Annotated in this window: 18 protein-coding genes; 5 read left to right on the top strand and 13 right to left on the bottom strand. The window is 55.8% G+C overall.

Annotated elements, in window-relative coordinates:
- The first annotated feature begins 174 nt into the window (after positions 1-174).
- Positions 175-735, top strand: a complete 561-nt coding sequence (locus tag QF010_RS17110; RefSeq protein WP_429533573.1) for a magnesium transporter — start codon at positions 175-177, stop codon at positions 733-735.
- A gap of 32 nt (positions 736-767) precedes the next feature.
- Here the strand turns inward: QF010_RS17110 and QF010_RS17105 are convergent, their stop codons facing one another.
- The 5 genes from QF010_RS17105 to QF010_RS17085 are packed head-to-tail and all read right to left on the bottom strand — an operon-like array spanning position 768 to position 5,806.
- Positions 768-1,085 carry a cytochrome C oxidase subunit IV family protein gene (locus tag QF010_RS17105; protein WP_033061398.1) on the bottom strand — a complete coding sequence of 106 codons (318 nt, stop codon included), beginning with the start codon at positions 1,083-1,085 and terminating at the stop codon, positions 768-770.
- A gap of 13 nt (positions 1,086-1,098) precedes the next feature.
- Positions 1,099-1,812, bottom strand: a complete 714-nt coding sequence (locus tag QF010_RS17100; RefSeq protein ID WP_429533572.1) for a heme-copper oxidase subunit III family protein — start codon at positions 1,810-1,812, stop codon at positions 1,099-1,101.
- 6 nt (positions 1,813-1,818) lie between these two features.
- Positions 1,819-2,511: a cytochrome c oxidase subunit 3 gene (locus QF010_RS17095; protein WP_429533571.1), complete on the bottom strand. Its 693-nt coding sequence runs from the start codon at positions 2,509-2,511 to the stop codon at positions 1,819-1,821.
- Positions 2,508-4,283 carry a cytochrome c oxidase subunit I gene (gene ctaD / locus QF010_RS17090; protein WP_033061394.1) on the bottom strand — a complete coding sequence of 592 codons (1,776 nt, stop codon included), beginning with the start codon at positions 4,281-4,283 and terminating at the stop codon, positions 2,508-2,510. The genes QF010_RS17095 and ctaD overlap by 4 nt, the downstream gene beginning before the upstream one ends.
- A gap of 50 nt (positions 4,284-4,333) precedes the next feature.
- Complete coding sequence (locus tag QF010_RS17085; protein WP_429533570.1) at positions 4,334-5,806, bottom strand: c-type cytochrome; 1,473 nt, start codon at positions 5,804-5,806, stop codon at positions 4,334-4,336.
- Positions 5,807-6,246: 440 nt separating this feature from the next.
- Here QF010_RS17085 and QF010_RS17080 point away from each other — a divergent pair, with 440 nt between their 5' ends.
- Positions 6,247-6,585, top strand: a complete 339-nt coding sequence (locus QF010_RS17080) for a hypothetical protein (protein WP_046055747.1) — start codon at positions 6,247-6,249, stop codon at positions 6,583-6,585.
- Positions 6,586-6,665: 80 nt separating this feature from the next.
- On the opposite strand, the gene tam is transcribed toward QF010_RS17080, so the two are convergent.
- Positions 6,666-7,436: a trans-aconitate 2-methyltransferase gene (gene tam / locus QF010_RS17075; protein ID WP_033061389.1), complete on the bottom strand. Its 771-nt coding sequence runs from the start codon at positions 7,434-7,436 to the stop codon at positions 6,666-6,668.
- Between the two features lie 402 nt (positions 7,437-7,838).
- Here tam and QF010_RS17070 point away from each other — a divergent pair, with 402 nt between their 5' ends.
- Both QF010_RS17070 and QF010_RS17065 read left to right on the top strand, forming a co-directional pair.
- Positions 7,839-8,342, top strand: a complete 504-nt coding sequence (locus tag QF010_RS17070) for an inclusion body family protein (protein WP_033061388.1) — start codon at positions 7,839-7,841, stop codon at positions 8,340-8,342.
- A gap of 124 nt (positions 8,343-8,466) precedes the next feature.
- Complete coding sequence (locus QF010_RS17065; protein WP_429533569.1) at positions 8,467-9,006, top strand: AidA/PixA family protein; 540 nt, start codon at positions 8,467-8,469, stop codon at positions 9,004-9,006.
- Positions 9,007-9,304: 298 nt separating this feature from the next.
- Here QF010_RS17065 and QF010_RS17060 read toward each other — a convergent pair whose 3' ends face one another.
- The gene (locus tag QF010_RS17060) at positions 9,305-10,390 is read right to left on the bottom strand and encodes a type I restriction endonuclease (RefSeq protein ID WP_429512153.1); all 1,086 of its coding nucleotides are present in this window, start codon (positions 10,388-10,390) and stop codon (positions 9,305-9,307) included.
- Between the two features lie 286 nt (positions 10,391-10,676).
- Between QF010_RS17060 and QF010_RS17055 the strand changes: the two genes are divergently transcribed.
- On the top strand, positions 10,677-11,087 hold the full coding sequence (locus QF010_RS17055; RefSeq protein WP_033061385.1) for a low affinity iron permease family protein: 411 nt from the start codon (positions 10,677-10,679) through the stop codon (positions 11,085-11,087).
- A 45-nt stretch (positions 11,088-11,132) separates the two neighbouring features.
- Here QF010_RS17055 and QF010_RS17050 read toward each other — a convergent pair whose 3' ends face one another.
- The 6 genes from QF010_RS17050 to QF010_RS17025 all read right to left on the bottom strand — a co-directional run bounded on the left by QF010_RS17050 (position 11,133) and on the right by QF010_RS17025 (position 15,489).
- Entirely contained in the window at positions 11,133-11,636 is a 504-nt protein-coding gene (locus QF010_RS17050; protein WP_033061383.1) for a DUF4142 domain-containing protein, read from the bottom strand.
- Between the two features lie 73 nt (positions 11,637-11,709).
- Positions 11,710-11,868, bottom strand: a complete 159-nt coding sequence (locus tag QF010_RS17045; RefSeq protein ID WP_010462447.1) for a KGG domain-containing protein — start codon at positions 11,866-11,868, stop codon at positions 11,710-11,712.
- Between the two features lie 117 nt (positions 11,869-11,985).
- A complete protein-coding gene (locus QF010_RS17040) occupies positions 11,986-13,335 on the bottom strand; it encodes a sensor domain-containing protein (protein WP_033061382.1) in 1,350 nt (449 codons plus the stop codon).
- Positions 13,336-13,419: 84 nt separating this feature from the next.
- Positions 13,420-14,058 (bottom strand): LysE family translocator, encoded by a 639-nt coding sequence (locus tag QF010_RS17035; protein WP_429533568.1) that lies wholly within the window; start codon positions 14,056-14,058, stop codon positions 13,420-13,422.
- Positions 14,059-14,120: 62 nt separating this feature from the next.
- Positions 14,121-14,537 carry a fosfomycin resistance glutathione transferase gene (gene fos, locus QF010_RS17030; RefSeq protein WP_429533567.1) on the bottom strand — a complete coding sequence of 139 codons (417 nt, stop codon included), beginning with the start codon at positions 14,535-14,537 and terminating at the stop codon, positions 14,121-14,123.
- 10 nt (positions 14,538-14,547) lie between these two features.
- Positions 14,548-15,489 carry a LysR substrate-binding domain-containing protein gene (locus tag QF010_RS17025; protein WP_429533566.1) on the bottom strand — a complete coding sequence of 314 codons (942 nt, stop codon included), beginning with the start codon at positions 15,487-15,489 and terminating at the stop codon, positions 14,548-14,550.
- Positions 15,490-15,548 lie beyond the last annotated feature (59 nt).

Genomic DNA, 15,548 nt, shown 5'->3' with positions numbered 1-15,548 from the left:
CATCAGACCGCCTGCATCCCGCCCCCATGCCTGAATGATATGCAGTGCTATACTTTTTTATGCTTTGAATGAAGCAAACAGCGTTGCCCACGGGTACTGATACCGACTGCAAATCTCGACTGGCAGCTACAAGACAAAGGAGGTCTACGGCAAGCACGAGATGGGAGGTGTGGCATGAATCGACACTATTACATCAGCAATAACCTCGACGATCTTGAAGCCGTTGAAAATGAGCTGGAAGCCAGCGGCATCAATTCCGAACAAATTCATGTGCTCAGTGAGCACGTTGCCGATGTTGAACAACATCACCTTCACGAAGTTACTTCGTTAATGGAACAGGATGTTGTCCACTCTGGCGAAATTGGTGCCGTGATCGGTATACCACTCGCTGCACTGGTTCTTGGCGGCGCTTATTGGCTGGGTTGGACCGAATCCGCCGCAGGCTGGATGCCTTTTATCTTTCTTGCCATTGTTGTATGCGGCTTCTGCATCTGGGAAGGCGGTTTTTTTGGTATTCAGGTACCAAACACTCACTTCCGCAGTTTTAAACAGGTGGTAGCGGAGGGAAAACATATTTTCTTCGTCGATGTCGAGCCGGATCAGGAGTCGGTATTGGACGGGGTTATCGAACATCATCCAATGCTGGAGATCGCCGGTACGGGAACGGCAGCCCCCCACTGGACGGTCGCCTGGCAGCACAAATGGCATCAGTTCAAGCGAGTGATATCGGGTTAGCCTCTGGAGACTGAAGGCCATCCAGACGCTGCTTATTGGCCGAAGGAAATGACCCGACTGAGGAACACATAGTCCGCCTCGGTGGCCATCAGTCCGACGAGTACCAGCAAACACAACGGTGGCACCAATATGGCGTAGACCATGGCCAACCGTTCCCAGGCCATATGCATGAAGATGGAGACAATTAAACCTGCCTTCAACAACATGAACGTGATAATCAGGGCCCACCGAAGATAGCCATGGAAGTGAAAATAGTCGACGAGATACGACATCGTGCTGAGGACGAATAACAGCCCCCAGATTTTGAGATACAAACTAATCGGATGTTGTTGACCCTGAGCATGTGCCATCACCCGTGCTCCTCTACCATAAATAGAAGAAAGCAAAAATAAACACCCACACCAAATCCACGAAGTGCCAGTAAAGCCCGGCTATCTCGACGTTCTGATAGTTTCCGGAGCGCTCATAATCTCCCCGCAATACTTTCCGCGCCACAATGCTGAGGTAGATCGCTCCGATTGACACATGCAGTCCGTGGAAACCGGTAATCATGAAAAAGCTGGCGCCAAACTGCGCCGCCCCCATAGGGTTCCCCCAAGGACGCACGCCTTCTGCGATGAGCTTGCTCCATTCGAATGCCTGCATGCCGACGAAGGTCACACCCAAGGCAGCGGTCGCCAGCATCAGGGCCGTGGTTTTCGCACGATCACGGCGATAGGCGAAATTGACGGCCATGGCCATGGTGCCGCTGCTACTGATCAGCACAAAGGTCATGATGGCGATCAGAATAAGCGGGATTTCTCTACCGCCGATCGTCAATGCGAACACTTCACTGGGGTTCGGCCAGGCGGTAGTGATGGTCATGCGTACCGACATGTAGCCGGTTAAAAAACAGGTGAATATAAAGGTATCGCTGAGCAGGAATATCCACATCATCGCCTTGCCCCAGGGGACTTGCTTGAAAGCCTCCTTATCCGAGGACCAGTCGCTGGCGATGCCCTCCCATCCCGGTACAAGCGGTGAGCCGGGGGGACTGGATGAACTGGACTCGCCTGGGGTTGCTGGGTGCGATGCCATGGCTGATTACCTCAGGCCGCAGAGTCTGGCGATGGCTTCATAGGTTTGTGGCGTGCTGGTCAGCAGAGCAAATAGCACGAACCACAGACCCAATAAGTAATGCCAATAAATGGCACAGAGTTCGATGCTGGCGCTGAGTTGCGGCAACGGCACACGTTGCAGGAATTTAGCAACGGTTCTGCCCCAGGCAATCAACCCACCCAGCAGGTGGAGCCCGTGCACACCGGTCAACAGGTAGAAGAAGCTGTTGGCCGGGTTGCCGGCGACAAAGTAGCCCCAGGCGACAAACTGCTGCCAGACCCAGAATTGCCCCAGCAGAAAGGCCATTGCAAATAGGCCTCCCAACACAAAGCCGATGACCGTTGCGTCGAGCCGAGCCTTGCGAGCGGCCATGCGCGCCCACTGCAATGCAATGCAACTCAAGACCAGAAATGCCGAATTCACCCATAGCTGCCCTGGATTGGCCAACGGCGCCAAGGGCTCTGTCAGGGGCTGCCAGTCGGTCATTTGTGAACGGGCGATAAAGGCGAGCAAGAACAGGAAAAATAACGAACTCACCACGACCAGAAACAAACGCAGGCCTGTTCTTGCGATTTGGTATCGATCGGCGCCCTCGCCGGCCTCTGTACCCCGCGGGTCGCGATTCCAGCTGCCGCCGGGGTCAGCGCCGTCGGCGTTTCTCAATAGCAGCCTGCTCATGGTTTAACGCCCGCTATCGTGGTTCCGGCACTGAGTTGGCGCATCTGCTCCAGCTCCTCGGCGGAGACTGTTTGCGGAACGAAATCCTGTTCTATCCCCGGCACGCTGTAGTCATAAGCCCAGCGATGCACGACCGGCAGCTTCGCTCCCCAGTTGCCGTGTATCGGTGGGGTGTTCGGCGTTTGCCATTCCAGACTGGCCGCGCCCCAGGGGTTACTGCCTGCGGGCCTGCCTTTAAACACACTCCAGGCCAGGTTGAACACGAACAGCAATTGGGAAACGCCGACCGTCAATGCGATCACCGTGATGAAGGCATTCAACTCCTGCGCCGACTGCGGGATAAACGCGTAGTTGTCATAGGCGTAGTAACGGCGTGGCATGCCCTGGAATCCCAGGTAGTGCATGGGGAAGAAGATGGCGTAGGTGCCCAGGAAGGTAATCCAGAAATGCAGCTTGCCCAAGGTGTCGTTCAACATCCGCCCAGTGACTTTCGGGAACCAATGATAGATGCCGCCGAATACCACCAGCACCGGTGCGACACCCATCACCATATGAAAATGGGCCACCACGAAATACGTGTCCGAGAGCGGTATATCCACGATCACATTGCCCAGAAACAATCCAGTCAGACCGCCGACCAGGAAGGTGACGATAAAGGCCAGGGCAAACAGCATCGGCACGGTCAGATGAATGTCGCCCCGCCAGAGGGTCAGCACCCAGTTGTAGACTTTCAGTGCGGTGGGCACCGCGATGATCAAGGTGGTGACGGCGAAGAAAAAGCCAAAGTACGGGTTCATTCCGCTGACATACATATGGTGCGCCCAGACCACAAAGCTGAGTACGCCAATCGCAATAATGGCCCACACCATCATTCGGTAGCCGAAGATGTTTTTACGCGCATGCGTGCTGATCAAGTCAGAGACCAGACCAAACGCAGGCAGAGCAACGATGTAGACCTCCGGGTGGCCGAAGAACCAGAACAGGTGCTGGAACAAGATCGGGCTGCCACCCTGGTGAGCGAGTGGCTGCCCCAGCGAGATGATCGCCGGCATAAAGAAGCTGGTGCCCAACAGTTTGTCGAACAGCATCATGACCGCACTGACGAACAACGCCGGGAAAGCCAGCAGGGCCATGATCGAGGCCATGAAAATGCCCCATACGGAAAGCGGCATGCGAAACAATGTCATGCCGTGCGTGCGCGCCTGCAATACCGTGGTGACGTAGTTCAACCCGCCCATGGTGGCAGCGACAATAAAAATCGCCAGTGAGACGAGCATCAGGACGATGCCCCACTCCACCCCCGGTGTCCCCTGAGAAATGGACTGTGGCGGATAGAGCGTCCAGCCCGAACCGGTGGGGCCGCCCGGTACAAAGAAACTGGAGAGCAACACTACTACCGCCAGCAGGTAGAACCAGTAACTCAGCATGTTGACGTAGGGGAAGACCATGTCGCGGGCGCCCACCATCAGCGGGATCAGATAGTTGCCGAAGCCCCCGAGAAACAAGGCCGTCAGCAAATAAATGACCATGATCATGCCGTGCATGGTCATCGCCTGATAGTAAGTACTGGCGTCCATGAACGCCAAGCTGCCGGGGAAGCCTATCTGTATGCGCATCAAGCCGGACAACACGATGGCGATAAGACCCACGAACAAAGCCGTCAAGGAATATTGAATGGCTATGACCTTGTGGTCCTGACTCCAGACATATTTGGTCAGGAAACTTTTGGGCTCGTGTAGCGCTTCTGTTTCGGCTTGCTCCGCATAGGCCATCACGTCATCCTCCTGTTCGAAGTTTCAGTGCATTCCTGGCTGCTTTACGGCTACTTCCCTGGCTCCGCCTTGCTCGCATCAGCGTCGGCATTCGCTTTGGATTTGATAAAAGCGATCAGCGCGTTCAACTCCTGATCACTCGGGGTAAAGGGCGGCATGACGGCTGCGTAGCCCTTGACGATTTTGGCGCCGGGATTAAGGATCGAATCCTTTATATAGCCCTCGTCGGCCTTTATCGTCGAATCGTCGGCAAGGGTTTCTGTCTTGCCGTACAGGCCCTGCCAGCTGGGGCCGACACCCTTGCTGCCATCGACACTGTGGCAGGCCAGACAGCCGAGCGACTGAGCCAGCCGTTGACCCTGTGCCACCAGGTCCTCACCCGGGGCCGACGCTTCGCCGGGAGAAGCTTCTTCAGCTTGCGGTCCGGTACCCAGTGATTTGATCAGGGTGATGACCGCACCCAGTTCATCGTCATTGAGAGTATAGGCCACCATCACCGGCGGGTAGCCTTGCACCAGGCGGGCCTTCGGATCGAGGATCGACTCTTTCAGGTAGGCTTCATCGACCTGCACGCTGGTGCCATCGGCCAGTTGTTCGGTGCGCCCGTAAAGGCCCTTCCATCCCGGGCCGAGACTGGCACTGCCGTCCTGGCTATGGCAGGCACGGCAACCATACTGCTCGACCAACAGGCGGCCTTTTTCCAACACGCTGTCCCGACTGGGTTTGGCAGCGGTCGCCAATGTTTGCGCAAAGGTCGGTTGGCTGCCCAGCCACTGGGCGAAGGTAGCCTGGTCTTCCACGATCATAGTGCCGCGCATGTTGTAATGACCGACACCACAATACTCGGCACACAGGACTTCATACTTGCCGATAACAGTTGGCGTAAACCAAAAGTACGACACCATCCCAGGCACCATGTCCATCTTGCTGCGAATCTGCGGTATATAAAAGTTGTGCAGCACATCTTTGGAACGCAATAACACTTTCACCGGTTGATCGAGCGGAAGGTGAACTTCATTACTTCTGACTATTACATCGTCCTGCCCGACAGGATCTTTGGGATCAACGCCGAGTGGATTGACCGAATTAACCAACTTTATATCCGACTTACCCAACTTTCCGTCCTGGCCCGGAAAACGGTAAGCCCATTGCCACTGCTGGGCGATCACTTCAAGTTCAGTAGCATTTTTAGGCACCCGGATGAAATCATTGTAAACAACCAGGCCGGGCGCCAACATCCCGGCAATACCGATCGAGGTCACGACAATCAACCAGAATTCCAGCCGTTTATTTTCTGGCTGGTAGGCCGCCCTGGAGCCTTCCTTGTGACGGAAGCGCATGATGGCCACCGCCATGAAAGCGGTAATGGCGATGAAAAATATGCCGCTGATGACCAGTGTGATAAACAGGGTGGTGTCTATAGAACCCCAGTTCGACGCGGGCGGCGCCGCATGCCAAGGCGCTACCAGATGGAACAGCACGGAGGCAATAACGATTAGCACAAGAATAATTGCTATTGCCATTTGCCTTCATCCTATTCCTGTTACTCATCGGCATGCCTAAGCATTCCCACAGAACAACATCGTCAAACTCATACTAATCTGACGCCAAAACAGGTTGGACAAATACCACTTATCTTCGTAGCAAAGTCCGCAGGAAGTATAGTTCATGGCCGGAGCAAACGCTTTTCCGGAAAAGCCTTGCCGCCTGGATATTCCAACTTCAGCATCAACTTGATCAGTTGAAATCTATTCGCTATATATAACTGTAACTATTGAGCAACACCTCTCGCCTGAACGACACGTCGAGCAAGCGAGGCCCGGTTGCCAGCTATAATTAAAATCTGATTACGGAAGGCAAAGATCGGCTAAAAGCGCCCGAAAGATCCTCGCCTATGCATAGCGGTCAGACAAATGACGGCCAAGGGCGATAGCGTCCATCCGTCCATAACGGAGATTTCGTCATGAGTGCCTTGACGATCGAAGGTCGGTGCAAACTCAACGGTGCAGAAAAGTCGGAACCAATAGGTGAAATCCATTTTTACGTCGATAACCCTCTCCGTCTGAGACTGGAGGAAGCTGAAGAACGCCTGCAGAAGACAGATGGGCGTGAAACCATGGTCGATGTCGACATGGATACACTGGAGTTGAAATTGCCGGAGGGATACGGCCCGTTGTCCGATTGCCAGATGCGCGTCTATATACACTACGAGCGCGGCCAGTTTCATCTGGTCGGGCATCGAGCGAGTGATGGAAGCTTGATCTATAGCAACGCTGTTTTGATCGATCAACTGCTTGATTAGCGGCGGCAGGTTGCTCGGCCATCAGTGCGAGAAAGGGACAGACGGAAAGAGCGGGATCTGTCCCTTTTTTCATTAATGCATCAACGCGTCGCAACGATAAACAACCGTGGGAACGGCAGCAGCACTGATCCATCGGCCAACGACGGATAGGCCCGCTCGATCGCCGCTTGGTACTGCTTGAGATACTGCGCCCGCTCCGCCTCATCCAGCGGATCAAGAAACGGCCGCAAACCGCTGCCCTTGAACCACTCGACGACACCAGACGCGCCGCCAGCAAGTGGATGATGGTAAGTCGTGCGCCACACATCGACACGGGAACAGTGGGCTCGCAGCATCGAGTAATACCCACTGGCATCTGCCATGTCCGTTCGCTGCCCGGCGGCGCCCGCCAGTTTGCCAACCCATGGGCCATCGGCTGCAACTTCGCGCATCAAGCGATGCGAAGGTTCGTTGAGATTGTCCGGCATCTGGATCGCCAGGCTGCCACCCGGCGCCAGCTTGCTCGCCAGTGCAGGCAGTAACTTCGCGTGGTCAGGAACCCACTGCAACACCGCGTTAGCGAAAATCACATCAAACGGGCCGTTTTCGTTCCAGGTATCAATATCAGCCGTATCGAATTGCACTTGCGGCAAGCGCTTGCGGGCGGCCTCGATCATATCGGTCGAACTGTCCAGGCCACGCACCGTAGCATTGGCGAAGCGCTCAACCAGCAATTCAGTGGAGTTGCCAGGGCCGCAACCGATGTCGATGGCCGAGCGCGCATCCGTGCCCGGAATGGCAGCCAGCAAGTCACGGGCCGGGCGTGTGCGTTCATCTTCAAAAGCGACGTATTGTTTGGCGGACCAACTCATTGCGTTCTCCTGTCGGTGCGAAGTTGCCTGAGGCAGACATCCGGTCAGCTAGGTTACATCGACCGGCGCGTGCGCCCTATCCCGACCTTCGGATGGCGACGCAACATAGAGGAATCCGGGCGGGCATTTTTATCGCCAAATCTTCTTGCGCCATAACCAAACCGACCGTTCGTCGAGACAGAAGCCAAGCAATTTTGACAGCCTGCATATCGCATCTATAGTCCTAATCGCGGCCCGTCGGAAGGAACCCGAACCCGTTAGTTTGCACGCAAGGAGCAAGGCCAGCTCATGCCCGTGACAGGTGGGTTCCGCCCGTAGTGTGTTCGCAACGGCCGTAAGGCAAGCAAGCGTTGTTGCGCCTGAAAAGTAACCAGGCATTCACTATGAACAAGGAGCTTTACTATGTCTCGAGTCACGGATGTACTTGTTTCAATCGACACTGAAACCATTCTGAAAAACTACCCGAACATCAGCAAAAACCCTGCGTCGCCGACGTTAATCGACGTCAATCATGTGTACATGGTGACCAATCAGAACAACGTGGTCAGCGGCCAGGCCGGTGGCGAACTTAACTTGAAAGCCCAGGTAGGCGACTTGATTCGCTGGCGTGAAACCAGCCTGTCGCAGAGCTTCGAGACTGCAGTGATTTTTTACAAGTTCGTTGGCAACGTCGGCAACGAGTTGATCTCCACACCCACGCCCCGCAAGGCTACAGCGTGCGTTGCCGTTCCCAACACCAGCAACCCGTCGGTGCCTAGCTGCCAGAAAGTCGATAACCATTACTGGTCTTCGGAAACACTTTCGTGCGGTAGCGTGACCTACCACTTCCATTTCCTGATCGTTGATCGCGACTGCAAGATCGTAGGCTGCTGCTCGTGGGATCCTTTCATTACCATCCGTAACTGACGATGACCAGGCCCCTTGGCAACGAGGGGCCTACCGAGTTCGTTGCCGCTTCGGCCGGGACGGGATGTCTTGCTTGAACTGATGCGGCTGCCGTCTTGAATCAACATCATGAAAGGAATCCATGATGACTTCCGAACCGATTACCTCCCCCTCGACGAGTATCGCGCCAGCCAACAATGTGCTGCTGATCGTCGATGCCGAATCACTGCTGTCACGCTATCCGCAGCCCAGTCTTGAACCGCAAAACCCGACCGGTATTGAAGAAGGTTTCATCTTCGCCATCAGCGGAACAAAGTCAACACAAAGTACAACAAATGACAGCTTAATGACGCTCACCGCGAATAACGGCGAGAACTTCCACATCCGTGGCAGGACCGTCAGCTTGCTCGCCGAACACAGCGTGGTGTTCTACGAGATGTCTGCAGGTGATGCAGGGGTACTTTCACCGCCTGAACTGGTGGTCCACGCAAACCTGACAGTCCCCGCACCCGATCCCGAAAACCCGACCCAACCGGGCAGCCACATGGCCGATGATCATTACTGGCATTGCACGCAATTGGCGGCTGGGGTTGAGGCGTGCGAACTGAAATTCATGTTGATCAATAAAAGCTGCGAGGCACTGGGGTACTTCAGTTGGTCGGTGGACGTGAAGTTGGCGGAGTGAACAGAAACCCCCAAAACACCAGCTTCTAGGGCAAATGCCGATCAGTTAAGCCAAAACGCAATCCGTAGCAGCTGGCGCAGCCTGCGTTCGGCTGCGAAGCAGTCGTAAAACCTGAGTTTGCGGTACTCCTGAAACACCGCATCGTCTGATTTCACGACTGCTTCGCAGCCGAACGCAGGCTGCGCCAGCTGCTACGGATTGTGTCGTTCCTTAACTGATTGGCATTAGCCTCAAGGGCCAAATGCCCACAAAAAACCGGCCGCGATGGCCGGTTTTCTTTCGCGCCGAGCAAGCTCGGCTAGTCGTAATACCCAACAGTCTTCTTCAAGTGATCCGAGTATTCGTAGATATCGTCTATCGAGTTTATTGCATGCCGGGTTTCATTTTTCTCTTCGTCAAAAATCCCGATGTACTTCTGTGAACGATTGAAGTGCAGACGGCAGATCGGTTTGCGGTTGTTGTCGTCGAGCAGAATGCCGAAATAACTCTGTGTATCGCGCTGAACAATCCGCTTTGCATCGACAACAGACCGAACGACGGCACGGACGATGTGATATCCCTCCAGCTCTTCCAAGGTGGTCAGAACCTTGTCCTCGGACTCGTCTCGCAAATCCGGCTGCTCAGCGCCACTGGAGGAAACCGGCAAAGAGGCCAACGCGGGTTGAATGGCGCCGCTCATGGCCGACTTGAGCCTGTCGTTAATTTGGTCGTTGAGAAACTGCACCACAGCTTTTCTCGTTAGCTCATGGAACTGCTCACGGACCTTCTGAGTAATCACACCGTCGTATACACGCGAAGCGAACACTTTCACAAAGTCGTCATCAGGTTTGCTGACCTGCGAAGCAATGACCTTTTTGATTTGGCTGACGTACTTCAGCTCACCTGCGGCGCTAATAATCGAATCCACATCGAAGGCTGACTTGGTGAGCTTGACCAATTCGGGGACGGAATACTCATCGATATCCAGAAGGTCGAGTTCAAGAAATGGCTTCTCATCCATCTTGTTGGGCGCATCCAGGTCGGTGAAAAACTTGTAGACCTGACCGTTGGTAAGGATAGAGATTCGGGCGCTGGTGACGTGGAAGTAGCGAAACAACTGGGAGGCGTGATTGATGTGCAACGGCTCGCCTATTTTTTTGCACTCAATGAGGATTTGAACCTCTCCTCCCTTCATGATTGCGTAATCAATTTTTTCTCCCTTTTTCGTTCCAATATCGCAAACGAATTCGGGAGTTACTTCCGTCGGATCGAAGACATCGTAGCCCAGCACCGTACTGATAAATGGCATGACAAACGCGTTCTTGGTCGCTTCTTCCGTCTTAATGGCAGCGCCTTGCAAACGAACTTTGGCGGCTAAGCTTGCTAACTTTTCGAAGAATTCCATGAGTGGCCTCTTATCTGGTTCGGTCCGTGTGTTTGCATGCTGGCAAATTGATTGCCTTTGATACTAGACACAAACCGGCACAAAGAAAGAATCCAACCAAGAATTGGGAACAACAGAGATTTCTTCCATCCATATCCGGGTCAATTTGTCCTATAAGATCGCTAGCTCGCAGCCTTCGTCAGCTCCTCCGAGCTACCGGCTTATCATTGAACCCAGAATTTAATCAGAATTTTCATCATGCCCGTGCTGTCTGAAAACCAGGCGCATCCCTATAAGGAACACGGCAATGAAATTCGCAAAAGTCGCTCAGAAACTTGCCCTGTGGGCCGGCAGCCCCAAGACGTTCATGGGGGCGATCATTCTGATTTTTCTGTGGGGTCTGAGTGGGCCGATTTTTCACTTCAACGATACCTGGCAACTGATCATCAATACGTCGACCACCATCATCACGTTCCTGATGGTGTTCCTGATCCAGAACACCCAGAACCGCGACACGGACATTTTGCATTTGAAGATTGATGAGTTGCTGCGGGTGACGAAGGATGCGCAGAACGCAATGCTGGGCCTCGAGGCGCTGGATCTCAAGCAGCTGGAAGCGCTGAGAAAGCAGTATCGGCAACTTGGCGAGGGCGAAACAGTTTCCGTGGACGGGACCGTCGCCGAGGAAAAAGGCAAACCGGATTTGAATCAATGCTGATCGGGAAGTCGCGGGTGGCCCCAGACCACCCGCTCACTCCGATGGCTAGCGACTGGCTTGCAGCGCCTTGGCCATTTGCAGGTGGTTCTGCAGTTTGGGCAACGTTTCTTCGGCGAAGGCTTTGATTTCAGGCACGTCAGTGGTCTGCGCTGCCTGTTGAAGCTGTTCGATGGCTTCCTGGGTGGTTTTCACCTGACTGGCCGCGTAGGCCTGGTCGAAGCTCGCGTCGTCCTGCACTTGCGGCATCAAGGCTTTGGCTTTATCGACGACCTCTTCGCGCGGGGCCACCGGCAAATCCAGCTGCTTGGCGATTTTCGCCAGGTGCTGGTTGGCGGTGGTGCGGTCGTTGATGACGACGATGGTGTAGTCCTTGACCTCTTTGGATTCGGTTTTCTGGTGCGCCAAGCGGCTGGCTTCGATATCGGCCATGCCTTTGGCCGACGCATCGTTAATGAATTCGGCGGGGGACTGGGCAAAGGCGCTGCTGGCGCACAGGGCCAGCAACGTGGCAAAACTGGCATTGCGTAATCGGGTGGCCATCCGGCTCATGGTCGCGCCCTCCTCGTAAAAAATTCAAACGGGAGCTTACGCTCCCGCCTCTCAATCAAAACTACCTTCACCGCTACTTCGATTTCTGACCACCTTTGCGGCCCATATCGGGTTTCGCAGGGTCTTTATCGACAGTCGTGGTGGTAGTTTTCCCACCTTTGCGACCGGCTTCAGACGCCTTGGTTCGATCGTTGGCGAAGTTTCCCGAGTTCGAGTTTCTTGAATTAGGCATGATTCTCTACCTCTTGGTAATGATCGCGGCGAGCAGGAGCCCGCATAAAATCAGAATTTCGATCACCGCAAAGGTTTAGAGAAATTGAAATTTACGCGACGAACGGTGGCAGATTTTTCAGGCCCCGAGGCGCTGATGATGTTGGCGCTTGGCGGCGTACATGGCTTCATCGGCATGCCGAAACAACTGATTTTCTTCAGTGCCGTGGTCGGGGTATTGCGCAACGCCGATGCTCGTCTGGATGATCAGGCTGTGGCCGTCCAGACGCAGGGGCTGAGCCAGGACCTGTCGGATTTTTCCCGCCACGATGTCGGCGTCTTCCGAGGCGTGGATGCTGTGCAACAACACTACAAACTCATCACCGCCGATGCGCGCCACGGTGTCGGTTTCGCGCACGCAGCCTTTGAGCCGATTGGCGACCGCTTGCAGCAGCATGTCGCCGACCGTATGACCGTGGGTGTCGTTGACTTGCTTGAAGCGGTCGAGGTCGACGTACAGCAGTGCCATTCGGCCAGAGTCCGCTCGCGCCTGCGTCAGTGAGTCTTTAAGACGGTCACGGAGCAACTCTCGGTTGGCCAGTTGAGTCAGTGGGTCGTATTGGGCCATGCGCTGCAGTCTGGCATGCAATTGCTTGCGCTCAATCGCGGTGGCGACCTGGGCGCAAACGTATTGCAGCAGCTCCTTGTCCTGCTCGGTGTAACGCTCGCCGCCCGGTACGCTTTTGACGATCAGCGCACCGATGGTGCCGTTTTGAGAACTCAACGGCACACCCAGCCAGCAGGGTGAATGCTGGCCCGCGACCAGCGCCTCAAACCCTTCCGGCAAATTGTCCTGACCCGCGGTCAGCAGAATCGGCTGGCCGCTGCGAATCACTTCGGCGCAGAGACGTCCGGTGATCGTTCCGGGCTGCTCGGGTTGCAGCTCCAGGTCGTCCACGTGATAAGGGAAATTCAGCTGTGCACAGTGTTCGTCATACAGCGCCACGGAGAAATTCAGCGCCGGCAGCCATTCACCGATGATCAAATGGATGCGTTTGAACAACGCCAACAAGTCTTCCGCCGCGTGGGCCGCTTCGGAGATCGCATACAACGCCGCTTGTCGGGATTCGGCCTGCTTACGCTCAGTGATGTCGCGTGCCACGGCGATGCGCAGCTGGTCGACCTCAGACCAGCGCGCCGACCAGAGGATGTGCGCCACCCGGCCATCCTTGCGCAGATAGCGGTTTTCGAAGTTGAGCTTGGGGTCGCCGCCCATGATTTCCCGCGCGGCATCGAGGGTGCGCTGTCGATCGGCGGGATGCACCAGGTCGATCATCGGCTGGCCGATCAGCTCTTCGGGGGTATAACCGAAAATACGTTCGCAGGCCGCGCTGACAAATACGAAGCGACCTTGTTTGTCGACCGCACAGACGGCGTCCAGCAAGAGATCGATGAAGCTCGCCAACGGCGCGGAATTTCTGGTTGCCATAGTGCGGTGAGCGTGTCCGGATATGCAGCAATAATGAACCTTCCCTTCCCCAGCAATACAACTGACGCGTCCCTGCGATCAGCCTCACGCCTTGTTCGTCACCAGCCCCGGCAATGCATGCGCCAGGGCGTTGATGGCGAAACCGATAAACATCACCCCACACAACCGGGTGATCAACAGCTCATGGTGCTGGTACAAGCTGCGCACCTGCCGCGCACCGACAATGCCAATGAGGATAGCGTAGGCCATGAGGCCACCGACGAAGCTCAGAACAATCAGCCACGGCAGCATCGACCAGTGCAGCAATTCGGCACGGCTGGACAGCAACGCCGTAAAAGTCGCTACCGCCACCGGGTAAGCCTTCGGATTGGTCAGGCCAAACAGAATGCCGTGCCAGAACGGCTGCCGCGCCGGCCCCTGTGGCGCTTCGACACTGCTGCGACGGGCACGAACCGCGCGCAGGCCGAGCCAAAACAGGTACAGCCCACTGAGTACTCCCAGCACATCGAACGCGGTGCTACCGATTTCCCGCGCACCGACAATCGCAATCAGCGCCGTGCTGCACCAGACCACATCCCCCAGCAAATGCCCGCAGAGAAACCCCGCCCCAGCCCGCCGACCACGCGCCGCACCGATGCCGAACACCGCCAACACACCCGGCCCCGGCGTGATGCCGTAAATAAAGCCCGAGGCCAGAACAGCCATTAGCAGCGATGGGGTCATTGGAAGTCCTGTTGAGCCGGGTTGAATGCACGCAAGTCTATCTCAGGTCCCCGGAGCCTGACTTACTGATCGTCGCAGAACTTCATTGCCGCATAGGGTCGCTGTCGACAGGCCGCCAGTCGTGACGCCAGATCGCCAACATGGGCTTCTAGCTTGTGCCCGTCTGGGTCGAGGAAATAGAACGATGCGCCTTCGCTCCGGTTATCACGCCATTCCTGGACGTTGGATGATCGCAGGCGTTCGACGAACAGCGGGAAATTCGATGCACTGATACCGAAGGCGTAATGGGTGTAGTCGGCGGCGGGTTCGGATTTGCGCAGTGGATCGAGGGAAAGGCACAACCACAGACCCGGCAGCGAGAGATAGGCGCCGGTGTCCCAAATAGCTTCGAGGCGCAGTTGCAGCAGATCTTGATAAAACGTCACGCTGCGGTTCAAGTCGGTGACGGCGAGCGTCAGGTGGTTAAGGCCAGTGAGCAATTTTTTTACCTCAATCGCTAATTGATGAGCCCGTGGTTTGGTCGCCGCGCACTATCCCCTCCCCAATCCGCCCATTCAACCAGTTCAACGCCTGATCCCCACCCCGCCGCTTGTGCCAAACCAACACAAACGTAAACGACGGAATATGAAACGGCGGCGGGACTACGATCAACGACTGCTCATCGATATTGAGCAACCCTCGGGAAGCGACGGTGAGGATCAGGTCGGTGCCGCTGATGAATTCCGGGGCGACGCTCCAGTGCGGCAGGCTGATCGCCACGCGACGGCGTTCACGCAGGGCGGTCAGGGCCCGTTCGATTTCCGGGGTGCCGCTGCCGCGCATTTCCAGCAGGACGTGGGGTCGGGCGAGGTAGGTCGGCAGGTCGAGCACGCCATCGGCGGGCAGGCTGTTACGGTCGAGCAGGCAAGCGTAGTGCTCTTCGAACAACGGGGTGCTGCGCAACTCGTTCGGCAACTCTGGAAAGACGCCTGCCGCCACGTCGATGTCGCCGTTGAGCACTCCCTCGATCATGCCTTCGCGGCTGGCATGGCTGATTTGCAGATCGATGCCCGGTGCTTCCCGGCGCAAAGTCCGTATCAACCCCGGCAGGACGATGGCAGCGCCATAGTCGGACATCGCCAGTCGAAACGTGCGCTTGGCGGTGGCCTGATCAAAGGTATTCGGTGCCAGCAGCGATTGCACTTGGGCCAGGGCTTCGGCCAATGGAGCCATCAACTCCAGGGCTCGCGGGGTTGGCACAAGGCTCGCGCCAGCCCGTACCAGCAAAGGATCGCCGAGCAGATCACGCAATCGCGCCAAGGCATGACTGACGGCCGGCTGACTCAGGTGCAGGCGCTCGGCGGCACGGGTCACGTGTTGTTCGCTGAGCAAGGCGTCGAGGATCACCAGCAAATTGAGGTCGACGCGCCGAAGATCATTCATCTGATGCATGTTCTGCATAGCTATTTGGAATTTAAATCTGCGCGACGAATACTCTAGAGTCCAGCAAA

The sequence above is a fragment of the Pseudomonas silensiensis genome, assembly GCF_050434865.1.
Lineage (GTDB): Bacteria > Pseudomonadota > Gammaproteobacteria > Pseudomonadales > Pseudomonadaceae > Aquipseudomonas > Aquipseudomonas fluorescens_W.
The sequence above is the reverse complement of the archived record's forward strand: the minus strand, read 5'-3'. Positions and strand labels throughout refer to the sequence as shown.

Coding starts and splice junctions, on each gene's coding strand:
- QF010_RS17085 (WP_429533570.1), bottom strand. CDS start 5,806: ATGGCAATAGCAATTATTCTTGTGCTAATCGTTATTGCCTCCGTGCTG.
- QF010_RS17045 (WP_010462447.1), bottom strand. CDS start 11,868: ATGCCTAATTCAAGAAACTCGAACTCGGGAAACTTCGCCAACGATCGA.
- QF010_RS17035 (WP_429533568.1), bottom strand. CDS start 14,058: ATGACCCCATCGCTGCTAATGGCTGTTCTGGCCTCGGGCTTTATTTAC.
- QF010_RS17080 (WP_046055747.1), top strand. CDS start 6,247: ATGAGTGCCTTGACGATCGAAGGTCGGTGCAAACTCAACGGTGCAGAA.
- QF010_RS17060 (WP_429512153.1), bottom strand. CDS start 10,390: ATGGAATTCTTCGAAAAGTTAGCAAGCTTAGCCGCCAAAGTTCGTTTG.
- QF010_RS17100 (WP_429533572.1), bottom strand. CDS start 1,812: ATGGCATCGCACCCAGCAACCCCAGGCGAGTCCAGTTCATCCAGTCCC.
- QF010_RS17050 (WP_033061383.1), bottom strand. CDS start 11,636: ATGAGCCGGATGGCCACCCGATTACGCAATGCCAGTTTTGCCACGTTG.
- QF010_RS17025 (WP_429533566.1), bottom strand. CDS start 15,489: ATGCATCAGATGAATGATCTTCGGCGCGTCGACCTCAATTTGCTGGTG.
- QF010_RS17070 (WP_033061388.1), top strand. CDS start 7,839: ATGTCTCGAGTCACGGATGTACTTGTTTCAATCGACACTGAAACCATT.
- tam (WP_033061389.1), bottom strand. CDS start 7,436: ATGAGTTGGTCCGCCAAACAATACGTCGCTTTTGAAGATGAACGCACA.
- QF010_RS17065 (WP_429533569.1), top strand. CDS start 8,467: ATGACTTCCGAACCGATTACCTCCCCCTCGACGAGTATCGCGCCAGCC.
- QF010_RS17095 (WP_429533571.1), bottom strand. CDS start 2,511: ATGAGCAGGCTGCTATTGAGAAACGCCGACGGCGCTGACCCCGGCGGC.
- QF010_RS17055 (WP_033061385.1), top strand. CDS start 10,677: ATGAAATTCGCAAAAGTCGCTCAGAAACTTGCCCTGTGGGCCGGCAGC.
- QF010_RS17040 (WP_033061382.1), bottom strand. CDS start 13,335: ATGGCAACCAGAAATTCCGCGCCGTTGGCGAGCTTCATCGATCTCTTG.
- ctaD (WP_033061394.1), bottom strand. CDS start 4,283: ATGGCCTATGCGGAGCAAGCCGAAACAGAAGCGCTACACGAGCCCAAA.
- QF010_RS17110 (WP_429533573.1), top strand. CDS start 175: ATGAATCGACACTATTACATCAGCAATAACCTCGACGATCTTGAAGCC.
- QF010_RS17105 (WP_033061398.1), bottom strand. CDS start 1,085: ATGGCACATGCTCAGGGTCAACAACATCCGATTAGTTTGTATCTCAAA.